Origin of the sequence: Micromonospora sp. NPDC005686, assembly GCF_042871665.1 — a bacterium.
GTDB lineage: Bacteria > Actinomycetota > Actinomycetes > Mycobacteriales > Micromonosporaceae > Micromonospora.
In genome coordinates this window covers 368,217-386,849 of the sequence record NZ_JBIAIY010000006.1, presented here as the reverse complement: position 1 = coordinate 386,849, position 18,633 = coordinate 368,217, and the positions used below count along the sequence as shown (strand labels likewise).

Annotated in this window: 18 protein-coding genes and 1 pseudogene; 5 read left to right on the top strand and 14 right to left on the bottom strand. The window is 71.0% G+C overall.

Features of this window, described 5'->3' with window-relative positions; translation table 11 throughout:
- The coding region (locus ACFYON_RS17160) for an inositol monophosphatase family protein (protein WP_357709018.1) at positions 1-910 on the top strand (910 nt) is incomplete at its 5' end.
- A gap of 74 nt (positions 911-984) precedes the next feature.
- Positions 985-1,320: a 5-formyltetrahydrofolate cyclo-ligase gene (locus ACFYON_RS17155; RefSeq protein ID WP_354870041.1), complete on the top strand. Its 336-nt coding sequence runs from the start codon at positions 985-987 to the stop codon at positions 1,318-1,320.
- 87 nt (positions 1,321-1,407) lie between these two features.
- On the opposite strand, the gene ACFYON_RS17150 is transcribed toward ACFYON_RS17155, so the two are convergent.
- The 9 genes and pseudogenes from ACFYON_RS17150 to ACFYON_RS17110 all read right to left on the bottom strand — a co-directional run bounded on the left by ACFYON_RS17150 (position 1,408) and on the right by ACFYON_RS17110 (position 9,600).
- Complete coding sequence (locus ACFYON_RS17150; protein WP_354870039.1) at positions 1,408-3,048, bottom strand: ammonium transporter; 1,641 nt, start codon at positions 3,046-3,048, stop codon at positions 1,408-1,410.
- Positions 3,026-4,096, bottom strand: a complete 1,071-nt coding sequence (locus tag ACFYON_RS17145) for an urea transporter (protein ID WP_354870037.1) — start codon at positions 4,094-4,096, stop codon at positions 3,026-3,028. The genes ACFYON_RS17150 and ACFYON_RS17145 overlap by 23 nt, the downstream gene beginning before the upstream one ends.
- Positions 4,097-4,113: 17 nt before the next feature.
- Positions 4,114-5,031 (bottom strand): urease accessory protein UreD, encoded by a 918-nt coding sequence (locus ACFYON_RS17140; RefSeq protein WP_354870035.1) that lies wholly within the window; start codon positions 5,029-5,031, stop codon positions 4,114-4,116.
- Complete coding sequence (gene ureG, locus ACFYON_RS17135) at positions 5,028-5,657, bottom strand: urease accessory protein UreG (RefSeq protein WP_354870033.1); 630 nt, start codon at positions 5,655-5,657, stop codon at positions 5,028-5,030. The genes ACFYON_RS17140 and ureG overlap by 4 nt, the downstream gene beginning before the upstream one ends.
- 28 nt (positions 5,658-5,685) lie before the next feature.
- Positions 5,686-6,363: an urease accessory protein UreF gene (locus ACFYON_RS17130; protein WP_354870030.1), complete on the bottom strand. Its 678-nt coding sequence runs from the start codon at positions 6,361-6,363 to the stop codon at positions 5,686-5,688.
- Between the two features lie 17 nt (positions 6,364-6,380).
- Positions 6,381-6,944: an urease accessory protein UreE gene (ureE, locus tag ACFYON_RS17125; protein ID WP_354870027.1), complete on the bottom strand. Its 564-nt coding sequence runs from the start codon at positions 6,942-6,944 to the stop codon at positions 6,381-6,383.
- Positions 6,945-7,001: 57 nt separating this feature from the next.
- Positions 7,002-8,720 (bottom strand): urease subunit alpha, encoded by a 1,719-nt coding sequence (locus tag ACFYON_RS17120; RefSeq protein WP_354870025.1) that lies wholly within the window; start codon positions 8,718-8,720, stop codon positions 7,002-7,004.
- A gap of 198 nt (positions 8,721-8,918) precedes the next feature.
- Positions 8,919-9,254 (bottom strand): annotated as a pseudogene (locus ACFYON_RS17115) (urease subunit beta); the annotation flags it as partial.
- Positions 9,255-9,297: 43 nt separating this feature from the next.
- Positions 9,298-9,600: an urease subunit gamma gene (locus ACFYON_RS17110; RefSeq protein WP_354870018.1), complete on the bottom strand. Its 303-nt coding sequence runs from the start codon at positions 9,598-9,600 to the stop codon at positions 9,298-9,300.
- A gap of 275 nt (positions 9,601-9,875) precedes the next feature.
- Between ACFYON_RS17110 and ACFYON_RS17105 the strand changes: the two genes are divergently transcribed.
- Entirely contained in the window at positions 9,876-10,592 is a 717-nt protein-coding gene (locus ACFYON_RS17105; RefSeq protein ID WP_354870015.1) for a YoaK family protein, read from the top strand.
- Positions 10,593-10,595: 3 nt separating this feature from the next.
- Here ACFYON_RS17105 and proC read toward each other — a convergent pair whose 3' ends face one another.
- The 4 genes from proC to ACFYON_RS17085 form a co-directional block, all read right to left on the bottom strand.
- Positions 10,596-11,414, bottom strand: a complete 819-nt coding sequence (proC, locus tag ACFYON_RS17100; RefSeq protein WP_354870012.1) for a pyrroline-5-carboxylate reductase — start codon at positions 11,412-11,414, stop codon at positions 10,596-10,598.
- 78 nt (positions 11,415-11,492) lie between these two features.
- Entirely contained in the window at positions 11,493-12,521 is a 1,029-nt protein-coding gene (locus ACFYON_RS17095) for a 6-phosphofructokinase (RefSeq protein WP_354870302.1), read from the bottom strand.
- 178 nt (positions 12,522-12,699) lie between these two features.
- Positions 12,700-13,203 carry a pyridoxamine 5'-phosphate oxidase family protein gene (locus ACFYON_RS17090; RefSeq protein WP_354870010.1) on the bottom strand — a complete coding sequence of 168 codons (504 nt, stop codon included), beginning with the start codon at positions 13,201-13,203 and terminating at the stop codon, positions 12,700-12,702.
- Positions 13,204-13,262: 59 nt separating this feature from the next.
- Positions 13,263-13,766, bottom strand: coding sequence for a polyadenylate-specific 3'-exoribonuclease AS (locus tag ACFYON_RS17085; RefSeq protein ID WP_354870007.1), 504 nt, complete (start codon positions 13,764-13,766; stop codon positions 13,263-13,265).
- Between the two features lie 246 nt (positions 13,767-14,012).
- Here ACFYON_RS17085 and ACFYON_RS17080 point away from each other — a divergent pair, with 246 nt between their 5' ends.
- Complete coding sequence (locus ACFYON_RS17080) at positions 14,013-14,705, top strand: Crp/Fnr family transcriptional regulator (protein WP_013287664.1); 693 nt, start codon at positions 14,013-14,015, stop codon at positions 14,703-14,705.
- Positions 14,706-14,768: 63 nt separating this feature from the next.
- Here ACFYON_RS17080 and ACFYON_RS17075 read toward each other — a convergent pair whose 3' ends face one another.
- A complete protein-coding gene (locus ACFYON_RS17075; RefSeq protein ID WP_387190833.1) occupies positions 14,769-14,957 on the bottom strand; it encodes a hypothetical protein in 189 nt (62 codons plus the stop codon).
- Between the two features lie 192 nt (positions 14,958-15,149).
- Here ACFYON_RS17075 and ACFYON_RS17070 point away from each other — a divergent pair, with 192 nt between their 5' ends.
- Positions 15,150-18,617 (top strand): ATP-binding protein, encoded by a 3,468-nt coding sequence (locus ACFYON_RS17070; RefSeq protein ID WP_387190845.1) that lies wholly within the window; start codon positions 15,150-15,152, stop codon positions 18,615-18,617.
- Positions 18,618-18,633 lie beyond the last annotated feature (16 nt).

Here is an 18,633-nt window from a genome sequence, read left to right as displayed (position 1 = left end):
GCATGACCCGCCGCATCACCCGCGGCCAACCCGCACGCCGCCAAGCCCGCCGCACCTTCACCTGGACCTGATCAACCCGATCTCAAACACGCTCTCAGTGGGAGCGGAGCCGCCAACTGTGACCTCGTATCGTGAGCTGCTGCCGGTCGCCCTCGATGCTGTTGGTCGGGCAGCCACCTTCATGCGCCGCCAGGCACCAGTCACCTCTACCAGTAAGGGCGACCGCGATCTCGTCTCGGATGTCGACTACGCGATTGAACGAGACCTTCGATCGTTCCTGCGCGATGCGACGCCCGGCATTGCCTTCCTCGGGGAGGAGGAGGGAGCCAGCGGCACCGGGGATTTGCAATGGACGCTTGATCCGGTCGACGGAACGATCAATTTCGTTCGCGGTCTCCCCTTGTGCGGTATCTCCCTCGGCTTACTCCACGGAACACGTCCAGCCCTCGGCGTCGTGGACCTACCCTTCCTCGGTGCTCGATACTGGGCCGCCGAGGGTTGTGGGGCATTCGCGAACGGCAAGCCGGTCAAGGTGAGCGACACCACCAGCCTGGGCGAAGCCGTCGTAGGGATCGGCGATTTCGCCGTCGGAGCGGATGCCGCGAACAAGAATCGGATCCGGCTGGCACTGATGGCGCGGCTCGCCGCGACGGTGCAGCGCGTGCGGATGAGTGGATCAGCGGCAGTGGATCTCGTCTGGTTGGCGGAGGGGAAGATCGACGCCGCCATCACCCTCTCCAACCACACCTGGGACATGACAGCCGGGGTGGCCATCGCCCGCGAGGCGGGAGCCGTCGTCGTCGACAGCAGAGGGGCCGAGTACAGCGCCGAGTCAACGACCACCCTCGCGATCACCCCTGGGCTGGTCGGTCAGATGTTGCAGCACCTGCGGGAGAACGGGACGGCGTGAGCCGATGACGACTGTGGCAGAGGTCGCCTCGGACTCTCGCTCTGATGTCGTCATGAGGAGGCACATGAACATCGATGAGGCAAAACGCGAGGTGCAGCGTTGCGGTCAATCGTGACGGGGTACGGATCGGAAAGGGCGCGGGTTACTCGGACATCGAGGTCGCCCTGCTCACCGAGGCCGGCTTGGTCGGCCCCTCCACCATCCTCGCAACGACGGTGCATTCGCTACAGGTCGTTGAAGGACCGCTTCCCGAGTCGTCGCACGACTTCCGGGTCGACTTGATCGTCACGCCGGACGAGATGATCGAGTGCCGCCGAACCCAGCGCCCGGCCGGCATCTACTGGGAAAGCCTCAGCGTCCAGAAGATCGATTCCATTCCGGCCCTCAGGGCATCAGCCACTGTTGATTGAGGTGACCCAGCGCCATCCCATACAGGTCACGAGGGCCTGTCGTGACCTCCTCCGGTGAGCTGCCCGCCGGCACCGATCCGCGGACTGTCAGGATTGGACGCGTTCCGCCTCCTGCACGAACGTGTCGCTCCGGCGGGCCCCCATCCGGTCCAGTTCGTCCAGCACCGCCCCCACCCCGTCGGCACCGATCAGCACCGTGACGCGCAACCGGGCCGACAGCGGCTGGTCCTGCCAGTAGCCACGCGGCAGCAGGCTCGCCTGCGGCGTCGTCGTCGCCACGGCGGCGTCGCTGACGATGACCGAGATCGCACCCGCGCGCAGCAGCGCGTCGCGCAGGTCGGCGCTGTTCGCCGCCGGATCCGGTTCCAGCAACGCGGTGACCACCCGTACCCGCTGGCCGGGCGGCACGGCCGGTTCGCCGGCCGGCGTCGCTCCGGTACGGCGCCGGGGCGCCCCCGGCGCGGTCAGGCTGGTGACGCCGCCCAGGTGGTACGCGTCAGCGCCCTGTTGCGCCTGGTCCAGACGTTCCTGGTCGGCGAGCGGCACGCGCAGGCCGATGAGCGCCTGCACCCCGGCGGCGATCAGCCAGGTCAGGACGAAGGAGAACGCGACAACGCTCACCACGCCGACGAGCTGGCGCCACAGCAGGCCGCCCCCGCCGCCGAGGAACAGCCCGTCGGCGCCGAGCGGGTTGACCCCGCTGTTGCCGAACAGGCCGAGCAGGAGCGTGCCGAGCATGCCGCCGACGAAGTGCACGGCGAGCACGTCCAGCGCGTCGTCGAGGCGCAGCAGGTACTTCAGCTTCAGCGCGAAGTGGCAGACCAGACCGGCCAGCGCGCCGATCGCGACGGCCGAGGCCGCGTTGACGTACCCGGCGGTCGGGGTGACCGTCGCCAGGCCCGCGACCGCGCCGGAGACCGCGCCCACGACGGTGCTGTGCCCGTCGGTGACGCGTTCCAGCGCCAGCCAGACCAGCATCGCCGCGGCGGCGGCGAGGTGCGTGTTGAGGACGGCCTGCGCGGCCAGGCCGTTGGCCTGGAGGCCGTCGCCACCGTTGAAGCCGAACCAGCCGAACCAGAGGATGCCCGCGCCGACGATCGTCAGCGGGATCGAGTTCGGTGGTGCGGCCGTGTGCGGCCAGTCCCGGCGGCGACCGACGACGAGCAGGACGGCCAGCACGGCGGCGCCGGCGCTGGCGTGCACGACGAGCCCGCCGGCCCAGTCCTGGGTGCCGAACTTGGCCAGCCAGCCGCCGGGGTGCCAGAGCCAGTGCGCGATCGGCGCGTAGACCACCACCGACCAGACCGCGAGGAACAGCACCCAGCCGCCGAACTTCAGCCGGCCCGCCGTGGCGCCGGTGACGAGCGCCGGCGTGATCACCGCGAACATCATCTGGAACAGCACGAACGCCAGCGTCGGGATGGTGATCCGGCCGTCGACCACGTGCAGGTTGGGTGCGGGCGGCACCTTCAGGTCGGTCAGCCCGAACAGTTCCAGGTTGCCGAACAGCCCGCTGCCGGCGTCGTCGCCGAAGGCGATGGTGTAGCCGACGAGCACCCACGTCAGGCTGACCACGCCCAGCGCGATCATGTTCTGTTGCAGCATCGCCAGCACGTTGCGGGTGCGGACCATGCCGCCGTAGAACGCGGCCAGGCCCGGCGTCATGAACAGGACGAGGCCGGCGCACACAAGCACCCAGGCGGTGTCACCCGCGTTCGGAGCGGACATGGTTTCCCCCCTTGTCTCGCAGGTGGACGGAGTCGCGAACGGTGGACAGGGCGGTGTCCTCCACCCGTTCGTGGTTGGGCATCGGCGCGAAGTGCCGGTCCGGCAGCAGCAACAGCCAGGCGGCGATGTTGAACGGACCGGTCAGCACCGGGATGCCGAGCGGGGTGAGCATGGTGGTCAGCGCCATCTGCACGAACAGCGTGAGTGCGATGCCGAACAGCGTGTAGACGGTCACCAGAGCGCCGGGGCGGTGCGCGACAGCGCCCACCACGATCGCGGTCAGCACCGCGTTGAAGGCGAACAGGCCCTTGTCCAGCGACGCGCCGTCGGCGCCGAACCAGAGCGCCAGCAGCGTCGCGCCGACGGTGCCGATCACCGCGAACAGCGCCGACCACCGGGAGTTGATCAGCAGGGCGACGAGGATGAGCAGTCCGGTGACCCAACTCTCGATCAGGTAGACCTGGGACACGCCCTTGAGGAAGGTCGGGATCAGGCCCCCGTCGAACGTGCCGCCGCTCAGTGGCCCCTCACCGGGGAACTTCGGCGTCAGCTTGGTGAGCACCGTGAACCTGTCGAACTGGTACGCCCCCATCAGCAGGAACCAGGTGGTGAGCACGAACGGGAACGTGTAGGCGGTCAGGTTCCAACGTGTGAAGACGGCGTTGAGGGCGAGCGTGACCACCACCGTGCCGATCGCGCCGAGCACGAGGTAGAGCCACATCAGCGGGCGCTGGTCGAGGAACGTGGGCACCGCGAGTCCGGTCAGCAGCGGGCTGAAGCCGAACAGGCCCTTACGCCAGCTTCCCAGGTCCACCCGCAGTGCCAGCGCGGTGGCGGTGCCCACGACCAGGCCGAGCACGCCGCCGCCGAACACCCGGGGTGTCCCGTTCTCGAACGCGCCCCAGGCGAGCGCGATCAGGATGAGCAGGCCGCTCAGCGGATTGTTCTGCAGCACCACCTGGGCGGCGCCGCGCAGGCACGCGTCGACGAACCGGACCAGCGGGTTCCGGTCGGCCAGGTGGTGCCAGCCTCGTCCGATGTCGGCCATGTCGGTCTTCTCCTCGCTCAACGCCAGCTGAAGACCGGCGGGAAGGTGCAGCCGGTCACCTCTTCGCGGGCGGCCACGCAGAACGCGCGGACCGCGGCGCGGACCGGCTCGGTCTCCTGGCCGAGCACCTTGAACACCAGGCCGGCGTCGTTCGGCAGCCGGCTGACCGCGGTGGCCAGCGGCGTCTGTTCGTCCCACACCGGTGTCGCGGTGCGCTCGAAGACCCGGGCCGCCCGGTCCGGGTCGGTGAGCAGCACGACGTTGCCGAAGACGTGGAAGCGGTCCATCATCCCGATCCGCGACACCGGGAAGCGGCCGGGAGTGATCACGAACTTCTCGACGAACAGCGGCCGTCCGTCCGGCCGTTCGGCCCGCAGCGTGGTGGAGAACAGGTCGTACGCGAAGATCTCGCCCTGGCGGTAGTACTTGCGGCCGGGCTGGAGCACCTCGGCGTACAGCATGGTGGCGGTCTCCGGCAGCCGGACCACGGTGTCGGAGACGAACCGGCTGCGCCGGAACGGGATCACCGGTTCGGGCAGGAACTCCAGGTAGGCGTCCTGCGCCAGGGTGAAGCTCTGGGTCTGGGTGCCGTAGTTGGCGTCCATCTCCTGGATCTTGGTGGCGGCCTGGGTGACCAGGTGCGCCTGCGCGCCGGGCCCGAGGTCGACGTCGATGCGCAGCCGATCGCCCTGGAGCACGCCGCCGGAGGTGGTGAGGATCATGACGCAGGGCAGGCCCGGCATCTCCTCGTCCCAGTACAGGGCGCGCTGCACCAGCAGCGGGGACTGCCGGTAGACGTCGCGCAGGATCGTCCGGTCCTCGCGCCGCTCGAACCCCAGCCGGAGGATGCCCACCTTGCCGTTCGCGGCGGCCGGCAGTTGCGCCGGCTGGTCCTGGTACGGCGCGAGTTCCCGGACGGAGTCCAGAGTGGTCATGCGAGCACTTCGGCGTCGAACAGCGCGTTGCGGCGGACCAGGTCCACCAGGTCGTCGATGCCCTCGCCGGTCTTGCAGTTGGTGAACACGAACGGCTTGCCGCCGCGCATCAGCTCGGCGTCGCGGGCCATCACGTCCAGGTCGGCGTCGACGTACGGGGCCAGGTCGGTCTTGTTGATCACGAGGATGTCGGACTTGGAGATGCCCGGACCGTTCTTGCGCGGGATCTTGTCGCCGGCCGCCACGTCGATCACGTAGATGAAGTAGTCGACGAGCGCGGGGCTGAAGGTGAGCGTGAGGTTGTCGCCGCCGCTCTCGATCAGCACGACGTCGCTGTCCGGGAACCGCGCCTCCATGTCCTCCACCGCGGCGAGGTTCATGCTGGGGTCCTCGCGTACCGCGGTGTGCGGGCAGGCGCCGGTCTCCACCCCGATGATGCGCTCCTCCACCAGCACGCCGGTCAGGGCGCGGCGGACGTGCTTGGCGTCCTCGGTGGTGACCACGTCGTTGGTGATGACCAGGATGCGCAGGCCCTGCTCGACCAGGCGGGGCACGACGGCCTCGATGATGGCCGTCTTGCCACTGCCCACCGGGCCGCCGACACCGATCCGACTCGCTGATTTCATTTCCGAAGCCCTTCAGGTGGATGAGCGCTCAGCTCATGAACATCCGTACGTGTGCGTGCTGGTGCGCGCCGGCCAGCAGGTCGAGGTGCGGCGCGAAGCTCTGCATGTCGTCGAGCCCGGCGGTGCGCACCTCCTCGTAGTCCTCGCCGACCCGCTCGTTGACCGCGAAGAGGATCGACTGGGTGTCGAGGTGGTCCACCCGCATCAGCCGGACCGCCGCGCCGAGCACCATCGACGCCGCGCCGTACTGGTGGGCGGCGAACGCGTCCGCCTCGCCCACGCCGAGTTCGGCGAAGAGCACGCCGATCGCGACCGGGTAGGTGACCGGGACGCCGCCACCGCTCTCCGCGAGGCGCTTGCGCAGCAGGGACTCCCCCACCACCCGTTCGGCGGCCTCGGCCAGCTTGCGCCCCATGCGGACGGTCATCGTCCGCGTCTCCTCGTTGATCTTGCGCAGGTGTACGGCCTCGTCGGCCGCCCGGATCCGGTCGAGGTCACCGGCGCGGGCGGCGCGGTGCGCCACGAGCAGCGCCACCCCGTCGCCGGTGGCGGCGGCGCGCGTGACGGTACGCACGAACTCCCGCAACGTGGTCCGGTCGTGCACCGCGCCCTGCTCGACGGCCGTCTCCAGTCCGTTGGAGAAGGAGAAGGCGCCGACCGGGAAGACCGAGTCACCGAACTGGAGCAGTTTCAGGGCCTCGGTCACCGTGGACACCCGGCCCCTCAGTTCAGATCGGCGGGCAGGTGCGTGTGCGGGGTCGAGTCGGCCCCGCCGAACAGGCGCCGCGACTCGTGCGGGGCCAGGTACGCGATGATCTCGGTGCCGGGGATGAACTCGTGGGTGAGACCGGTGAACGCGTGGGTGCGCATCACGGAGTCCATGACCTTGCGGTCCACGGTGAGCGGGACGTACATCTTGGTGCCCTTCACCACCGCCGGCCAGTGCTGGTTGCCGATCGCGTGGCCGAGTTCGACGGCCGAGCGGACCACCATCTCGTGGGACTCCCCGTGCAGCGTGTCGAGGTGCACGACCATCACCTCGCCGAGCGCGATCCGGGCCACCACCGCGGTCGCTGTGGCGTCGTCCCAGGCGAGGACGTCGCCGTCACGCAGCCGTACGCCGCGGGCCAGCGACAGCGCCAGTTCGGTGCCGAGGCTGGTGGTCCGGCGCAGCCGGCTCTTCTGGGCGTCCCACTGGTCGAGGACCAGGTCGTCGACCTTGGCCTCCCGGAGCCGCTCGGTCCAGGCCGGCTCGTTCACGTTGCCGAGTACCGTTTCGACGAGCATCTGTTCTCCTTTCACGCGGCCCGCCGCCGGTCCGGCCGGGGCGGGCGCCGCGCCGGGTCAGCTGAAGAAGTAGAGCTGGCTGAGGGGGAGGTTCTTGGCCGCCGGCACTGTCGCGTGCACGCCGTCCATCTTCACGGCGAAGGTCTCCGGGTCGACTTCGAGCTTCGGCGTACGGTCGTTGCGCACCATGTCGCGCTTGGTCAGGTTGCGGCAGCCGTAGACCGGCATGACCTGCCGTTGCAGGCCGAGCCGCTCGGCCACACCCGACTCGTGCGCGGCGCGGGACACGAACGTCACGCAGTTCCTGGCGAGCTGGGAGCCGGTGGCGCCGAACATGGGCCGGTAGTAGACCGGCTGCGGGGTGGGCAGCGACGCGTTCGGGTCGCCCATGATCGACCAGGCGATCATGCCGCCCTTGAGCACCATCTTCGGCTTCGTGCCGAAGAACGCGGGTTCCCAGAGCACCAGGTCGGCGAGCTTGCCCGGACTGACCGAGCCGATGACGTGCGAGACGCCCTGGGTGATCGCCGGGTTGATGGTCATCTTGGCGACGTAGCGCAGGACGCGGAAGTTGTCGTTGGCGTCGGAGTCCTCGGCCAGCTTGCCGCGGACGTTCTTCATCTGGCCGGCGAGCTGGATCGTGCGCAGCCAGGTCTCCCCCACCCGGCCCATGGCCTGCGAGTCGCTCTGCATCATCGAGATGACGCCCTCGTCGAGGAGCACGTCCTCGGCGGCGATGGTCTCGGTGCGGATCCGGCTCTCCACGAAGGCGACGTCCGAGGGCACCTTCGGGTTGAAGTTGTGGCAGACCATGATCATGTCGTACAGCTCGGACTGGCTGTTGATGCCGTACGGCACGGTGGGCGTGGTCGACGCGGGCAGCACGTTCATCTGGCCGGCGACCTTGATGATGTCCGGCGCGTGCCCGCCACCGGCGCCCTCGGTGTGGAAGGTGTGGATGGTCCGGCCCTCGAAGGCGGCGATGCTGTCCTCGATGTAGCCGCTCTCGTTGAGCGTGTCGGTGTGGATGCTGATCTGGACGTCGTACTCGTCGGCCACGGCCAGGCAGGACCGGATCACCGCGGGCGGTGCGCCCCAGTCCTCGTGGATCTTGAAGCTGGGCACCCCGGCCATGATCTGCTCGACGAGCGGCGCCCGGCCGCTGCTGTTGCCCTTGCCCAGCAGGCCGATGTTGATCGGCAGGTCCTCGAAGGACCGCATCATGTTCTGGATGTTCCACGGGCCGGGCGTGATGGTGACGCCGTTCGTGCTGTCGGTGGGCCCGGTGCCGCCGCCCCAGAGGGTGGTGACGCCGTTGCTGAGCGCGGCCCACACCTGCTGCGGGGTGACCAGGTGGACGTGCGCGTCGATGCCGCCGGCGGTCAGGATCAGGTGCTCACCGGAGATCGCGTCGGTGCCCGGACCGGTCACCAGGCCCGGCGTCACCCCGTCCATGATGTTGGGGTTGCCGGCCTTGCCGATCCCGGCGATCCTGCCGTCCTTGATCCCCACGTCCGCCTTGACCACGCCGACCAGCGCGTCGACGATCGTCACATTGGTGATCACCAGGTCCACCACGCCCTCGGCGCTGGTGGCCTGGCTGGCACTGCCCATGCCGTCGCGCAGGGTCTTGCCACCGCCGTACATGACCTCGTCACCGAGGACCCGCAGGTCCTTCTCGATCTCGATGTAGAGGTCGGTGTCACCCAGCCGGATCTGGTCGCCCGTGGTCGGGCCGTACATTCCGGCATATTCCTGCCGTGAGATCTGACTCATGCGTTCTCGCTCCAGCTCTGGCGCGTCGAAGGAAAGGCCGGGCTACTTCTTGCCCTTGCCGCTCTTGTCCTGGTCCTTGCCCTTGGCCTGGTCCTTGCCCTGGCCCTGCGGCGTCGTCTTGAAGCCGCGCGTCTGGGCCTGGTGGAGCGCCTCGGCCCGGTCCGGCCGGTACCCGGGGATCGGCCCGTCGCCGGTCCAGCCCTGGACCAGGCCGTTGAAGCCGTAGACCCGCTGGGAGCCGCCGTACGGGACGAGCTGGACGGTCTTGCGGTCGCCGGGCTCGAACCGGATCGAGGTGGTGGCCGGGATGTTCAACCGCTTACCGAACGCCGCCGGGCGGTCGAACTCCAGGAAGCGGTTGGCCTCGAAGAAGTGGAAGTGGGAGCCGACCTGGATGGGCCGGTCACCGGTGTTGTGCACGACCACCTCGGTCACCGGCCGCCCGGCGTTGAGTTCCAGCGGTTGGTCGCTGAGCTTGTAGCCGCCGATGGGCCGAAGGTGCTTGGAGTTCGGTCCCGGGTGTTGCTTCGCCATGTCGCCCCCGCTCTGCCGGAGACCACGGCCTCCGGTCGCTGCTCTACTGGATGGGTGAGTGGACGGTGATCAACCGCGACCCGTCGGTGAAGACCGCTTCGACCTGGAGCATCGGAATCAGGTCCGCCACCCCGGGGATCACGTCGTCGGCGGTGAGCACGTGGCTCGCGTCGTTCATGACCTCCTCGACGGTCTTGCCCTCGCGCGCGCCTTCCAGCGCCGCGGCGCAGATCACCGCCACCGCCTCGGGATGGTTGAGCTTGACTCCGCGCGCCCTCCGGGCATTGGCCACCATCGCCAACGAGTGGATCGTCAGCTTGTCGAATTCCCTCGGCGTGAGATGCACGTCGTGATCCCTTCGTCCGCACCTTCTGTACGGTTTCAGCTATTCCGTTACGGTAAGGGCGGCTTAGTCGGGTCGCAGCCCGTTCAGAGAGATTTCAGGAGTTGGGGCGGCCGGCCGCGCGTCCGCTCGACGCCATGTCACCCCGTCCGCCGGCGACCGCCCAGGGATGCGGCCGAAACCCCACATATGCGACATATAGTAGGTTCGCCTCGGCGGCCCGGCAGCGAAACTCCCGGACGCCGCCGGGGTCGCTCCTGCACGCGGACGGGGGAAGGGTGAACCGGTCGGACGGCTCCGCGGACTCCTACCGGGAGTTCCGCCACCCGCTCGCGGCGCTGGTGCTGGCCGTCGTGACCGCCGGCGCGCTGGACGCCTTCGCGTTCCTGCGGTACGGCGCGTTCGTCGCCAACCAGTCCGGCAACGCCATCTTCCTCGGCATGGGGCCGGCCGGCGCGCATCCCGCCTGGCCGGTCTCGGCCGCGTCCATCGTCGCGTTCTCGACCACCGCCGGCCTGGTCAACCTGCTGCGCGACCGGGCACGACAGACCACGGCCCCACTGGTCGACATCGCGGTCACCGAGGTCGCCATGGTGGTCTGGACGGTGCTGAACCTGGCGCTCACGTACGGCCGGCACGGCATGCCGTCACGTGTCCTGCTCGCCGCCGCCGGGGCGGTCGCCATGGGCAGCCTGACCACGGTGGCGACGCGTACCGCGGGCATCGCGACGCCGATCACCTACCAGTCGGGCACCATGACGAAGACGGGTGAGCGGGCCGCCCACTGGCTGTTGGGCCCCACCGCCGGCCGGAGCCGGGCCCGGCGAGGCACCCTGCTCGGGCTGCTCGCCCTGATCAGCTACAGCGTCGGCGGCGCGATCGGCACGCTGGCCCAGCACCGGCCCCACTGGGTGCCGCTGTGGGGGCTGATCGCCCTGGCCGTGCTGGTCCTGCTGCTGCGCCGGCACCCGCGGCCGGCGTCGCGGTCCGGCTGAGCGTCACTCGGCCTGGGCGGCGATTTCCCGGGCCCGGTCCCGGGCCGCCTCCAGCGCCGCCAGCATGGCCGCGCGTACGCCGTGGTTCTCCAGCTCACGGATCGCGGAGATGGTGGTGCCGGCGGGCGAGGTGACCGCCTCACGCAGCTTCACCGGGTGCTCGCCGGAGTCGCGCAGCATCACCGCCGAGCCGACAGCCGTCTGCACGATCAACTCGTGCGCGACCTGACGCGGCAGGCCGAGCAGGATGCCGGCGTCGATCATGGCCTCGACCAGCAGGTAGAAGTAGGCCGGGCCGGAGCCGGAGAGCGCGGTCACCGCGTCCTGCTGCGACTCGGGCACCCGCACCGTCGCGCCGAGCGGGGAGAACATCCCCTCCGCCAGCGCGAGGTGCTCGCCAGTGGCGTACGCGCCCGCCGAGATCGCGCTCACCGCCTTGTCGACCAGCGCCGGGGTGTTGGTCATGACCCGGACCACCGGGGTGCCCTCGGGCAGCCGGCGGTTGAAGAAGGCGGTCGGCAGGCCGGCACAGAGCGAGATGACCAGCTTGTCGGCCGGCACCTTGGGGCCGATCTCGTCCAGCAGCGCGGCGGCGTCCTGCGGCTTGACCGACACCGCCAGCACCTCGGCCTCGGCCACGGCGGTCAGGTTGTCCACCACCCGTACGCCGTAGCGCTCGGTCAGCTCCCGCGCCCGGGCCGGCCGCCGCGCGGTGGCGAGCAGCCGCTCCACCGGCCAGCCGGAGCGCAGCAGACCGGAGAGCATCAGCTCGCCGATCTTGCCGGCGCCGATCACCGCGACAGTGCGCACCTGATCTGCCATCAGCCGTACCCCTTCCCGGGTCATGTGGGCGCGACGTGGCGGGCCGGTCGACGGCCCCGCCACGCCGCGCGCCGTCGATCAGCTACCGAAGAAGACCTCGGCCTCGGCGTACCGCTCCAGCGGCACAGTCTTCAGCTCGCGGGTGGCGTCGGCAAGCGGGACGCGGACGATGTCCGTGCTCTGCATCGCGACCATCTTGCCCCAGTCGCCCTCGTGTACGGCGTCGATCGCGTGCAGGCCGAGCCGGGTCGCGAGCACCCGGTCGAACGCGGTCGGGGTGCCGCCGCGCTGGATGTGGCCGAGCACCACGGTGCGGGCCTCCTTGCCGGTCTTCGCCTCTAGCTGCTCGGCCAGCCACTGGCCGATACCGCCGAGACGGACGTGACCGAACGAGTCCAGCTCCTGGTTGTGCAGCACCATCTGGCCGTCCAGCGGCTGGGCGCCCTCGGCGACCACGACGATCGGGGCGTACTGGTGCTGGAAGCGCTTCTCGACGTAGCCAGCCACCTGCTCGACGTCGAACTGCCGCTCCGGCAGCAGGATCACGTTGGCGCCACCGGCGAGGCCGGCGTGCAGGGCGATCCAGCCGGCGTGCCGGCCCATGACCTCGACCACGAGCGTGCGGTGGTGGCTCTCCGCGGTGGTGTGCAGCCGGTCGATCGCCTCCATGGCGATGTTGACGGCGGTGTCGAAGCCGAACGTGTAGTCGGTCGCACCCAGGTCGTTGTCGATCGTCTTCGGCACGCCGATGACGTGGACGCCCAGCTCGTGCAGCTTGGTGGCGACGCCAAGCGTGTCCTCGCCGCCGATCGCGATCAGCGCGTCCACGCCCTGGGCGGCGAGGTTCTCCTTGATCCGCTCCACGCCGTTCTCGATCTTGAACGGATTGGTGCGGGACGAGCCGAGGATGGTGCCGCCGCGCGGCAGGATGCCGCGCACCTCGGCGATGCCGAGCGGCTTGGTCAGGCCCTCGAGCGGGCCCTTCCAGCCGTCCCGGAAGCCCACGAACTCGTGACCGTAGGTGGCGACGCCCTTGCGGACCACCGCCCGAATCACCGCGTTGAGACCTGGGCAGTCGCCGCCGCCGGTGAGCACGCCGATACGCATGATCTGCTCATCCTCCTGGAGCATCAGGTGAAGCCCGGATAAGCCCCAGGATATGTGTCAGATCAGACCATCGGCGCCGTTGCCGGCCCGGGGCGGGCCGTCACTGCGCACTGTAGTCGGCAGAGGTGTACGCCGACACCGCACCCCGGGCCGTTCCGGACGGCGGACGGGCTACCCGTCAGTAGCTGACCTCGTGGTTCTCCCCCGCCTTCGGCGGCTTGCCGGTCACCGCCGCCTTGGCGAAGCCGAACAGGTTCACCACGGTGCTGCCGGGCGAGTCCCAGTACTCCGCCGACCCGGTGTGCACCTTGATCAACGTGAGCCCGGGCGTGTCCAGCCCGTCCGGGAACCACGCCTTCAGCAGCGGGTTCCACAGCTTCTTCGCCCGCTCGGCGTCCCACTCCTCCGTGGCGGTGCCGGCCACCGACACCCAGGCGTGGTGCCGCTGGTCGGAGAAACCGACGTTCACCTGCGGGTTCACCCGGATCTGCCGGACCTTCGCCGAGTCGGCGTACGCGAAGAACCACAGGTCGCCGTCGAACTCCGCCTCCTGCAACCCCATCGGGCGGCCGACCAGACGCCCGTCCACGCCGGTGGTGGTGAGCAGGCAGATCCGGGCGTCCCGGATCAGCTCGGTGACCCGGCGACGGGCGTCCGCGGCGTTTGTCGGCTCTTTGCTCATGGGGCACTCCTGTCCTCGGGTCGGCGTAGCTGCCGCTCCCGTGCCCTGGGCGGAACCGGTCAAACCTCCCGCGCGATCATCGCCCGCCACCGCGCCAGGTTGTGCCGCGCGTCGACGAGCGCGTCGTGCCGGTCGGCCTCGGCGTCCGGCAGCCGAGGGCGTCCCCGGTCGTCCCAGAGCTGGCGCAGATCCTTGGTGAAGCGGGGGATCTCCCGGGGCAGCGCCGGCATCGCGCCCCAGAGCTGGGCCAGCACGACGTGGTCGTACGCGGCGTACCAGGCCCACAGCTCCAACTGCTCACCCGGCCGGTCCCGCACCGGCTCCAGCAGGAACTCGTGCAGGTCGTCACGGATGCGCTCACGGGAGCGCCAGGCCCGGTCGGCCGGCGAGGGGAGCTTGTCCAGCACGTTGCGCCGCACCCAGGGCACCGCCCGGGAGTCGTCGAACTCGGTGGAGACCGCGTAGAACTCGCGGCCGTACTCGTCGACGACGCCGATCGACACCAGGTCGACGATGCGGCCGTCCTCGATGAATTCGCAGTCGTAGAAATAGCGGTAGACCATCGCACCCATCTTCGCCCATCGACGGCGCGGCCCGGTCGCCGGGGCGTCCGCCGAGGTCGGCGGCGTGCCGGCGGCGACCGGGCATGGTCACGGAAGTGTTTCCAGGGGTGTACAGCACGCGACGAGAGCGTCATGATCTGATGTGTACCGCCGTCGGGCGCCGAACCGGTTGAACTGTCTGGAACCGGGACTCACAGCTTCACCCGGTGTGCGAGTCGTGACTTCTGACCGGGGAGGGGTTGAGCCGTGGAGTCTCGCCTGCCGGAGCCGGGTGACGCGCTCACGGGTGTGGAGATGTTCGCCGGGCTGGAGCCGGAGGTGCGGCAGCGCGTCATCGCCGCGGCCGTACCGCGCACCTACCGCAAGGGCCAACTGCTCTTCGTCGAGAACGACCCCGGCGAGTCGCTGATCGTGCTGCGCCGCGGCGCGGTGGCGGTGTTCCGCACCGCCCCCACCGGCGAGCGCGCGGTGCTGTCGGTGATCCGACCCCCGGACGTGCTCGGCGAGGTGTCCCTGTTGGACGCCTCCACCCGCTCGGCGTCGGCCGAGGCGATCGAGGACTGCGCCGCGCTGGCGCTGTCCCGGCCCGCGTTCATGGAGCTGGTGCACTCCAACCCGCGCATCCTGGACGCGGTGATGCGCTCGCTGGGCCAGTTGATCCGCCGGCTCACCGAGCAGAACGCCGACCACGTCTTCCTCGACCTGCCCGGCCGGGTCGCCAAGACGCTGGTCCGGCTGGCCGGCGAGAGCCAGGCCCCGATGATCACCATCGAGCTGAACCAGAGCCAGCTCGCCGAGATGGCCGGCGGTTCCCGGCAGAGCGTCAACCAGGCCATCGGCTCGTTCGCCAGCCGGGGCTGGCTGCGCACCGAGGGACGCCGCATCGTGGTCACCGACGTGGCCGCGCTCCGCCGCCGGGCCGGCATGAACGACCGCTGACACGACGACGGCGGGGGCCGGCGGTCGTCCCGCCGGCCCCCGCCGCGTTCGTCGTACGCCGGGTCAGTCGTTGTCGGTGTCCGCCGGGGGCGCGCTCGGGCCCGGGCCGATCTTCGACGGGTCGGTCTTCTTCGGCGGGGTCGTCGTGGTGGTCGTGGTCTCGCTCGATCCGCTACCCGCGGGCTGCTCCACCATGCCTTTTTCCTCCAGTTCGGCGAGGGTGACGGCGTCCACGTCGACAGTGTCGCCCACGGCCCACACCGTCCCCCGTGGATCGGTCCATGAGGTGGACAGCCGGACGTGCACGGCAAACTCCCTGTCGACGGGACTTCCTGCTAGGGGAGACTAGACCCGGCCGAACAGCCGCGACGTCCGCCGACCCGTCGGGTACCCGACTGCGCGGCCGCGCGGGACACTGGGGATCTCACGCGTACGGAGCCGGACATCGACCTCACCTGTGGACAGTGCTCGCGGACCGCCGGGCCGGACGACCGTTTCTGCGGTGGGTGCGGGCGCCCGCTCGCGGCGGCCTGCCCCGGCTGCGGCCACGCCAACGACGCCGACGCCAACTTCTGCACCAACTGCGGTCAGCCGCTGCGCGACCACGCGGTCACGGTGCAGGAGGACCGCCGGCAGGTCAGCGTGCTCTTCATCGACATCGTCGACTTCACGACATACGCCGAGCGGGCCGACCCGGAACAGGCCCGCGGCCTGCAACAGGCGTACTTCGCCACGGTGCGCCGGCTGGTGCACCAGTACGGCGGCGTGGTGGAGAAGTACATCGGCGACGCGGTCATGGCGTTGTTCGGCGCGCCGGTGGCCACCGACAACGACGCGCTGCGCTGCGTACGCGCCGGGTTGGAGCTGCAACGCAGCCTGGCCAAGCAGCCGGCCGGACCGCATCCGCCGCTCGGGTTCCGGGTCGGCATCGCCACCGGCGAGGCCCTTGTCGACCTGGCCGCGGCGCGCGACGGCGGCCAGGCGTTCGTCACCGGCGACGTGGTGAACACCGCCAGCCGGTTGCAGGGGCTGGCCCCGGTCGGCGGCGTGGTGGTCGACGAGAGCACCTGGTCGGCGACCCGGCGCGAGATGGAGTACGACGACCAGCCGCCGGTGACGTTGCGCGGCCGGTCCGCGGTGAGCCGGATCTGGCTGGCCGTGCGGGCGCGGCCCCGGCGCGACGGGCAGACCGCCGAGCTGACCCCGATGGTCGACCGGGACCACGAGCGAGGGCTGCTGGTCAGCGCGCTGCACCGCACGCTGACCGAACGCACCTCGCAGTTGCTCACCGTCTTCGGCCCGGCCGGGGTGGGCAAGAGCCGGCTGCTGCGCGAACTGGCCCGGCACGCCGCCAGCCTGCCCGGCACCCGGGTCACCTGGCTGACCGGCCAGTGCCCGCCGTTCGGCGAGAACGTCACCTACGCGGCCCTGGCCGACATCGTCCGGAGCTGGGCCGAGCTGACCGGCGTCGACGACCCGGCCACCATCCGGGACCGGCTGCGGGAGCGGCTGGGCCTCCTCGCCGACCCGCACGCGGTACGGCTGGCCGAGGCGCTGGGCCCGCTCGTCGGCGTCACCGGCGAACGACTCACCTCGGCCGAGACCGAGGCGGCGTGGCGGCGCTTCCTGCTCACGCTGGCGGCGACCGGTCCCACGGTGCTCGTCTTCGAGGACATGCACTGGGCCGACGAGGCGATGCTGTCCTTCGTCGAGCAGCTCGGCGCGGCGGCCCGCAACGTGCCGCTGCTCGTCGTCGCGACCGCCCGCCCGGAGCTGCGCGAACGGCATCCGGCCTGGACCGGCACGATCAGCGGGGCGATGTCCATCTCGGTGCCGCCGATGCACGACGGGGACATCGACACGCTCTACTCGCTGCTGCTCGGCCAGGCCACGCTGCCGCAGGACGCACGGGCGCCGCTGATCGAGTTCGCCGACGGCAACCCGCTCTACGCCCAGGAGTACGCGCGGATGCTGCTCGACGGCGGGCTGGCGGAGCGGACGGCCGCGCTCGCGCTCGTCGACCCGACCGCGGGCGCCGGGATGCCGCGTACCGTGCAGGCGGTCATCGCCAACCGGCTGGACCTGCTCGATCCGGCCGACCGCTCGGTGCTCCAGGCCGCCTCGGTGGTCGGCGTGCAGTTCTGGGCGGCGCCGGTGGCGCTGGCGCTCGGCCGCCCGGCGGAGTGGGTCGAGCGCGCGCTGCACCACCTCCAGCGCCGTGACCTCGTCTACGAGCTGCCTGTGTCGACCATGCCCGGCCAGGCGGAGTACCGGTTCCGGCACGTGCTGGTCCGGGACGTCTGCTATCAGCGGCTGCCCCGGGCCGAGCGGGTCGCCCGGCACCAGCGCACCGCAGACTGGCTGGAGCAACTCGCCGACGGCCGGCAGCACGACCTGGCCGAGGTGCTGGCCAACCACAGGTGGGCGGCGCACGAGATCGCCCGTACCGTCGGGCTGGATCAGACCTCGCACAACGGCGCGACCCGGTCCGCGCTGCACCGCGCCGCGCGCCGGGCGTACGACCTGCACGCGCTGGAGACCGCGGCCACGCTGGTGGACCGCGCGCTGAGCGTGGAGTGCGGTCCGGACCCGGCGCTGGAGCTGTTCCGGGCCGAACTGGCGTTCTACCGGGACCGGGACGGCTTCCTCGACGGCGGCGGCACGGCGCTGCTCACCGCCCTGGCCGACCGGCTGGCCGACACCGGGGACCGGCCCGGCGCGGCGAAGGCGTGGCGGCTGCTGGCCACGGCGGCCTTCGCGCGGGCCGACCGCTCGGAGCTGATGCGCTGCCTGGACCGGGCCATCCGGCTGCACGCCACGCTGCCGGACAGCGAGGACAAGGTGGGCGTGCTGCTGGATCTGGCCCGGGCGCACATGCTCGACGCGGAGACCGAACCGGCGTGCGTTGCCGCGCGCACCGCCGCCGAGCTGGCCGAGCGGCTGGGGATGCGGGAGGCCCGGGCGAACGCGCGCATCACGCTCGCCGTGGTCCGTTACCAGGCCGGTGCCGAGGAGGCGTACGCCGAGCTGGCCGAGCTGACCGAGGAGTGCCGGGTGGAGCGGCTGACCAGCCGCCGCCGCGCGGTGCACAACCTGTCCTGGGTGCTGCAGGAGGAGGGCGACCTGGCCGGCTCGGCCCGGCTGATCGACGAGCAGCGGTCTCTGGACCTGGCCGGCGAGCACGCGCTGACGGTGAACTTCAGCGATCAGTGGGCCCGGTCGTACTACAGCGGGGACTGGTCGGCGGCGCTGCGGATGGCCGAGGGGTCGACGCGGCGCCCGACCGACGAGTGGGACCTGCACATCGTGGCCGTGTCCGGCTGGATCAGGGCGCTCAGCGACGATCCGGCCGGGCCGGGCACCGGCGAGGACCTGGTGGACCAGGCGCTCGTCGCGGCCCGGCGCAGCGGCTTCCAGCGGGTGCTGCGCTCCACGCTGGCGCACGCCGCGCTCTGCCGCGCGGTGCAGGGCCGCCGGGACGAGGCGGTGGCGCTGCTCACCGAGCTGGACGAGGACTGGCGGCAGACCCGGATGATCCCGTTCGCCGAGTGGGTGCCGGCGATCGGACACGTCGCCGCGCTGCTCGGTGGCGACGCCGCGGTGCTGGTGCGCGACCTGCTGGCGCGGTCGCCGCGCGCCACCCGCTGGGCGCGCTCGGCCGGGCGGTCGGCCGAGGCGGCGCTGGCCCGGGGCGACGGCGACGCCGCGCGGGCGGGCCGGCTGCTCACCACCGCGGCCGAGGGGTACGCGGAGATGACCGACGTGACCGACCAGATGATCGCGTCCGCGCTGGCTGTCGGGCCGCTGACCGAGGCGGATCCGCCGGCCGCCGCGGCGACGCTGGACCGGGTACGCGCGTTCGCCGGCCGGCACGCCGCCGCGGGGCTGCTGCGGATCGCCGGGGCGGGCTGAGGGTCGAGCCGGGACG

What these genes read in the sequence shown, in the direction of transcription:
- ACFYON_RS17155 (WP_354870041.1), top strand. Translation starts at nt 985, where the DNA reads ATGAGGCAAAACGCGAGGTGCAGCGTTGCGGTCAATCGTGACGGGGTA.
- ACFYON_RS17150 (WP_354870039.1), bottom strand. Translation starts at nt 3,048, where the DNA reads ATGTCCGCTCCGAACGCGGGTGACACCGCCTGGGTGCTTGTGTGCGCC.
- ACFYON_RS17145 (WP_354870037.1), bottom strand. Translation starts at nt 4,096, where the DNA reads ATGGCCGACATCGGACGAGGCTGGCACCACCTGGCCGACCGGAACCCG.
- ACFYON_RS17140 (WP_354870035.1), bottom strand. Translation starts at nt 5,031, where the DNA reads ATGACCACTCTGGACTCCGTCCGGGAACTCGCGCCGTACCAGGACCAG.
- ureG (WP_354870033.1), bottom strand. Translation starts at nt 5,657, where the DNA reads ATGAAATCAGCGAGTCGGATCGGTGTCGGCGGCCCGGTGGGCAGTGGC.
- ureE (WP_354870027.1), bottom strand. Translation starts at nt 6,944, where the DNA reads ATGCTCGTCGAAACGGTACTCGGCAACGTGAACGAGCCGGCCTGGACC.
- ACFYON_RS17120 (WP_354870025.1), bottom strand. Translation starts at nt 8,720, where the DNA reads ATGAGTCAGATCTCACGGCAGGAATATGCCGGAATGTACGGCCCGACC.
- proC (WP_354870012.1), bottom strand. Translation starts at nt 11,414, where the DNA reads ATGGCAGATCAGGTGCGCACTGTCGCGGTGATCGGCGCCGGCAAGATC.
- ACFYON_RS17095 (WP_354870302.1), bottom strand. Translation starts at nt 12,521, where the DNA reads ATGCGTATCGGCGTGCTCACCGGCGGCGGCGACTGCCCAGGTCTCAAC.
- ACFYON_RS17090 (WP_354870010.1), bottom strand. Translation starts at nt 13,203, where the DNA reads ATGAGCAAAGAGCCGACAAACGCCGCGGACGCCCGTCGCCGGGTCACC.
- ACFYON_RS17085 (WP_354870007.1), bottom strand. Translation starts at nt 13,766, where the DNA reads ATGGTCTACCGCTATTTCTACGACTGCGAATTCATCGAGGACGGCCGC.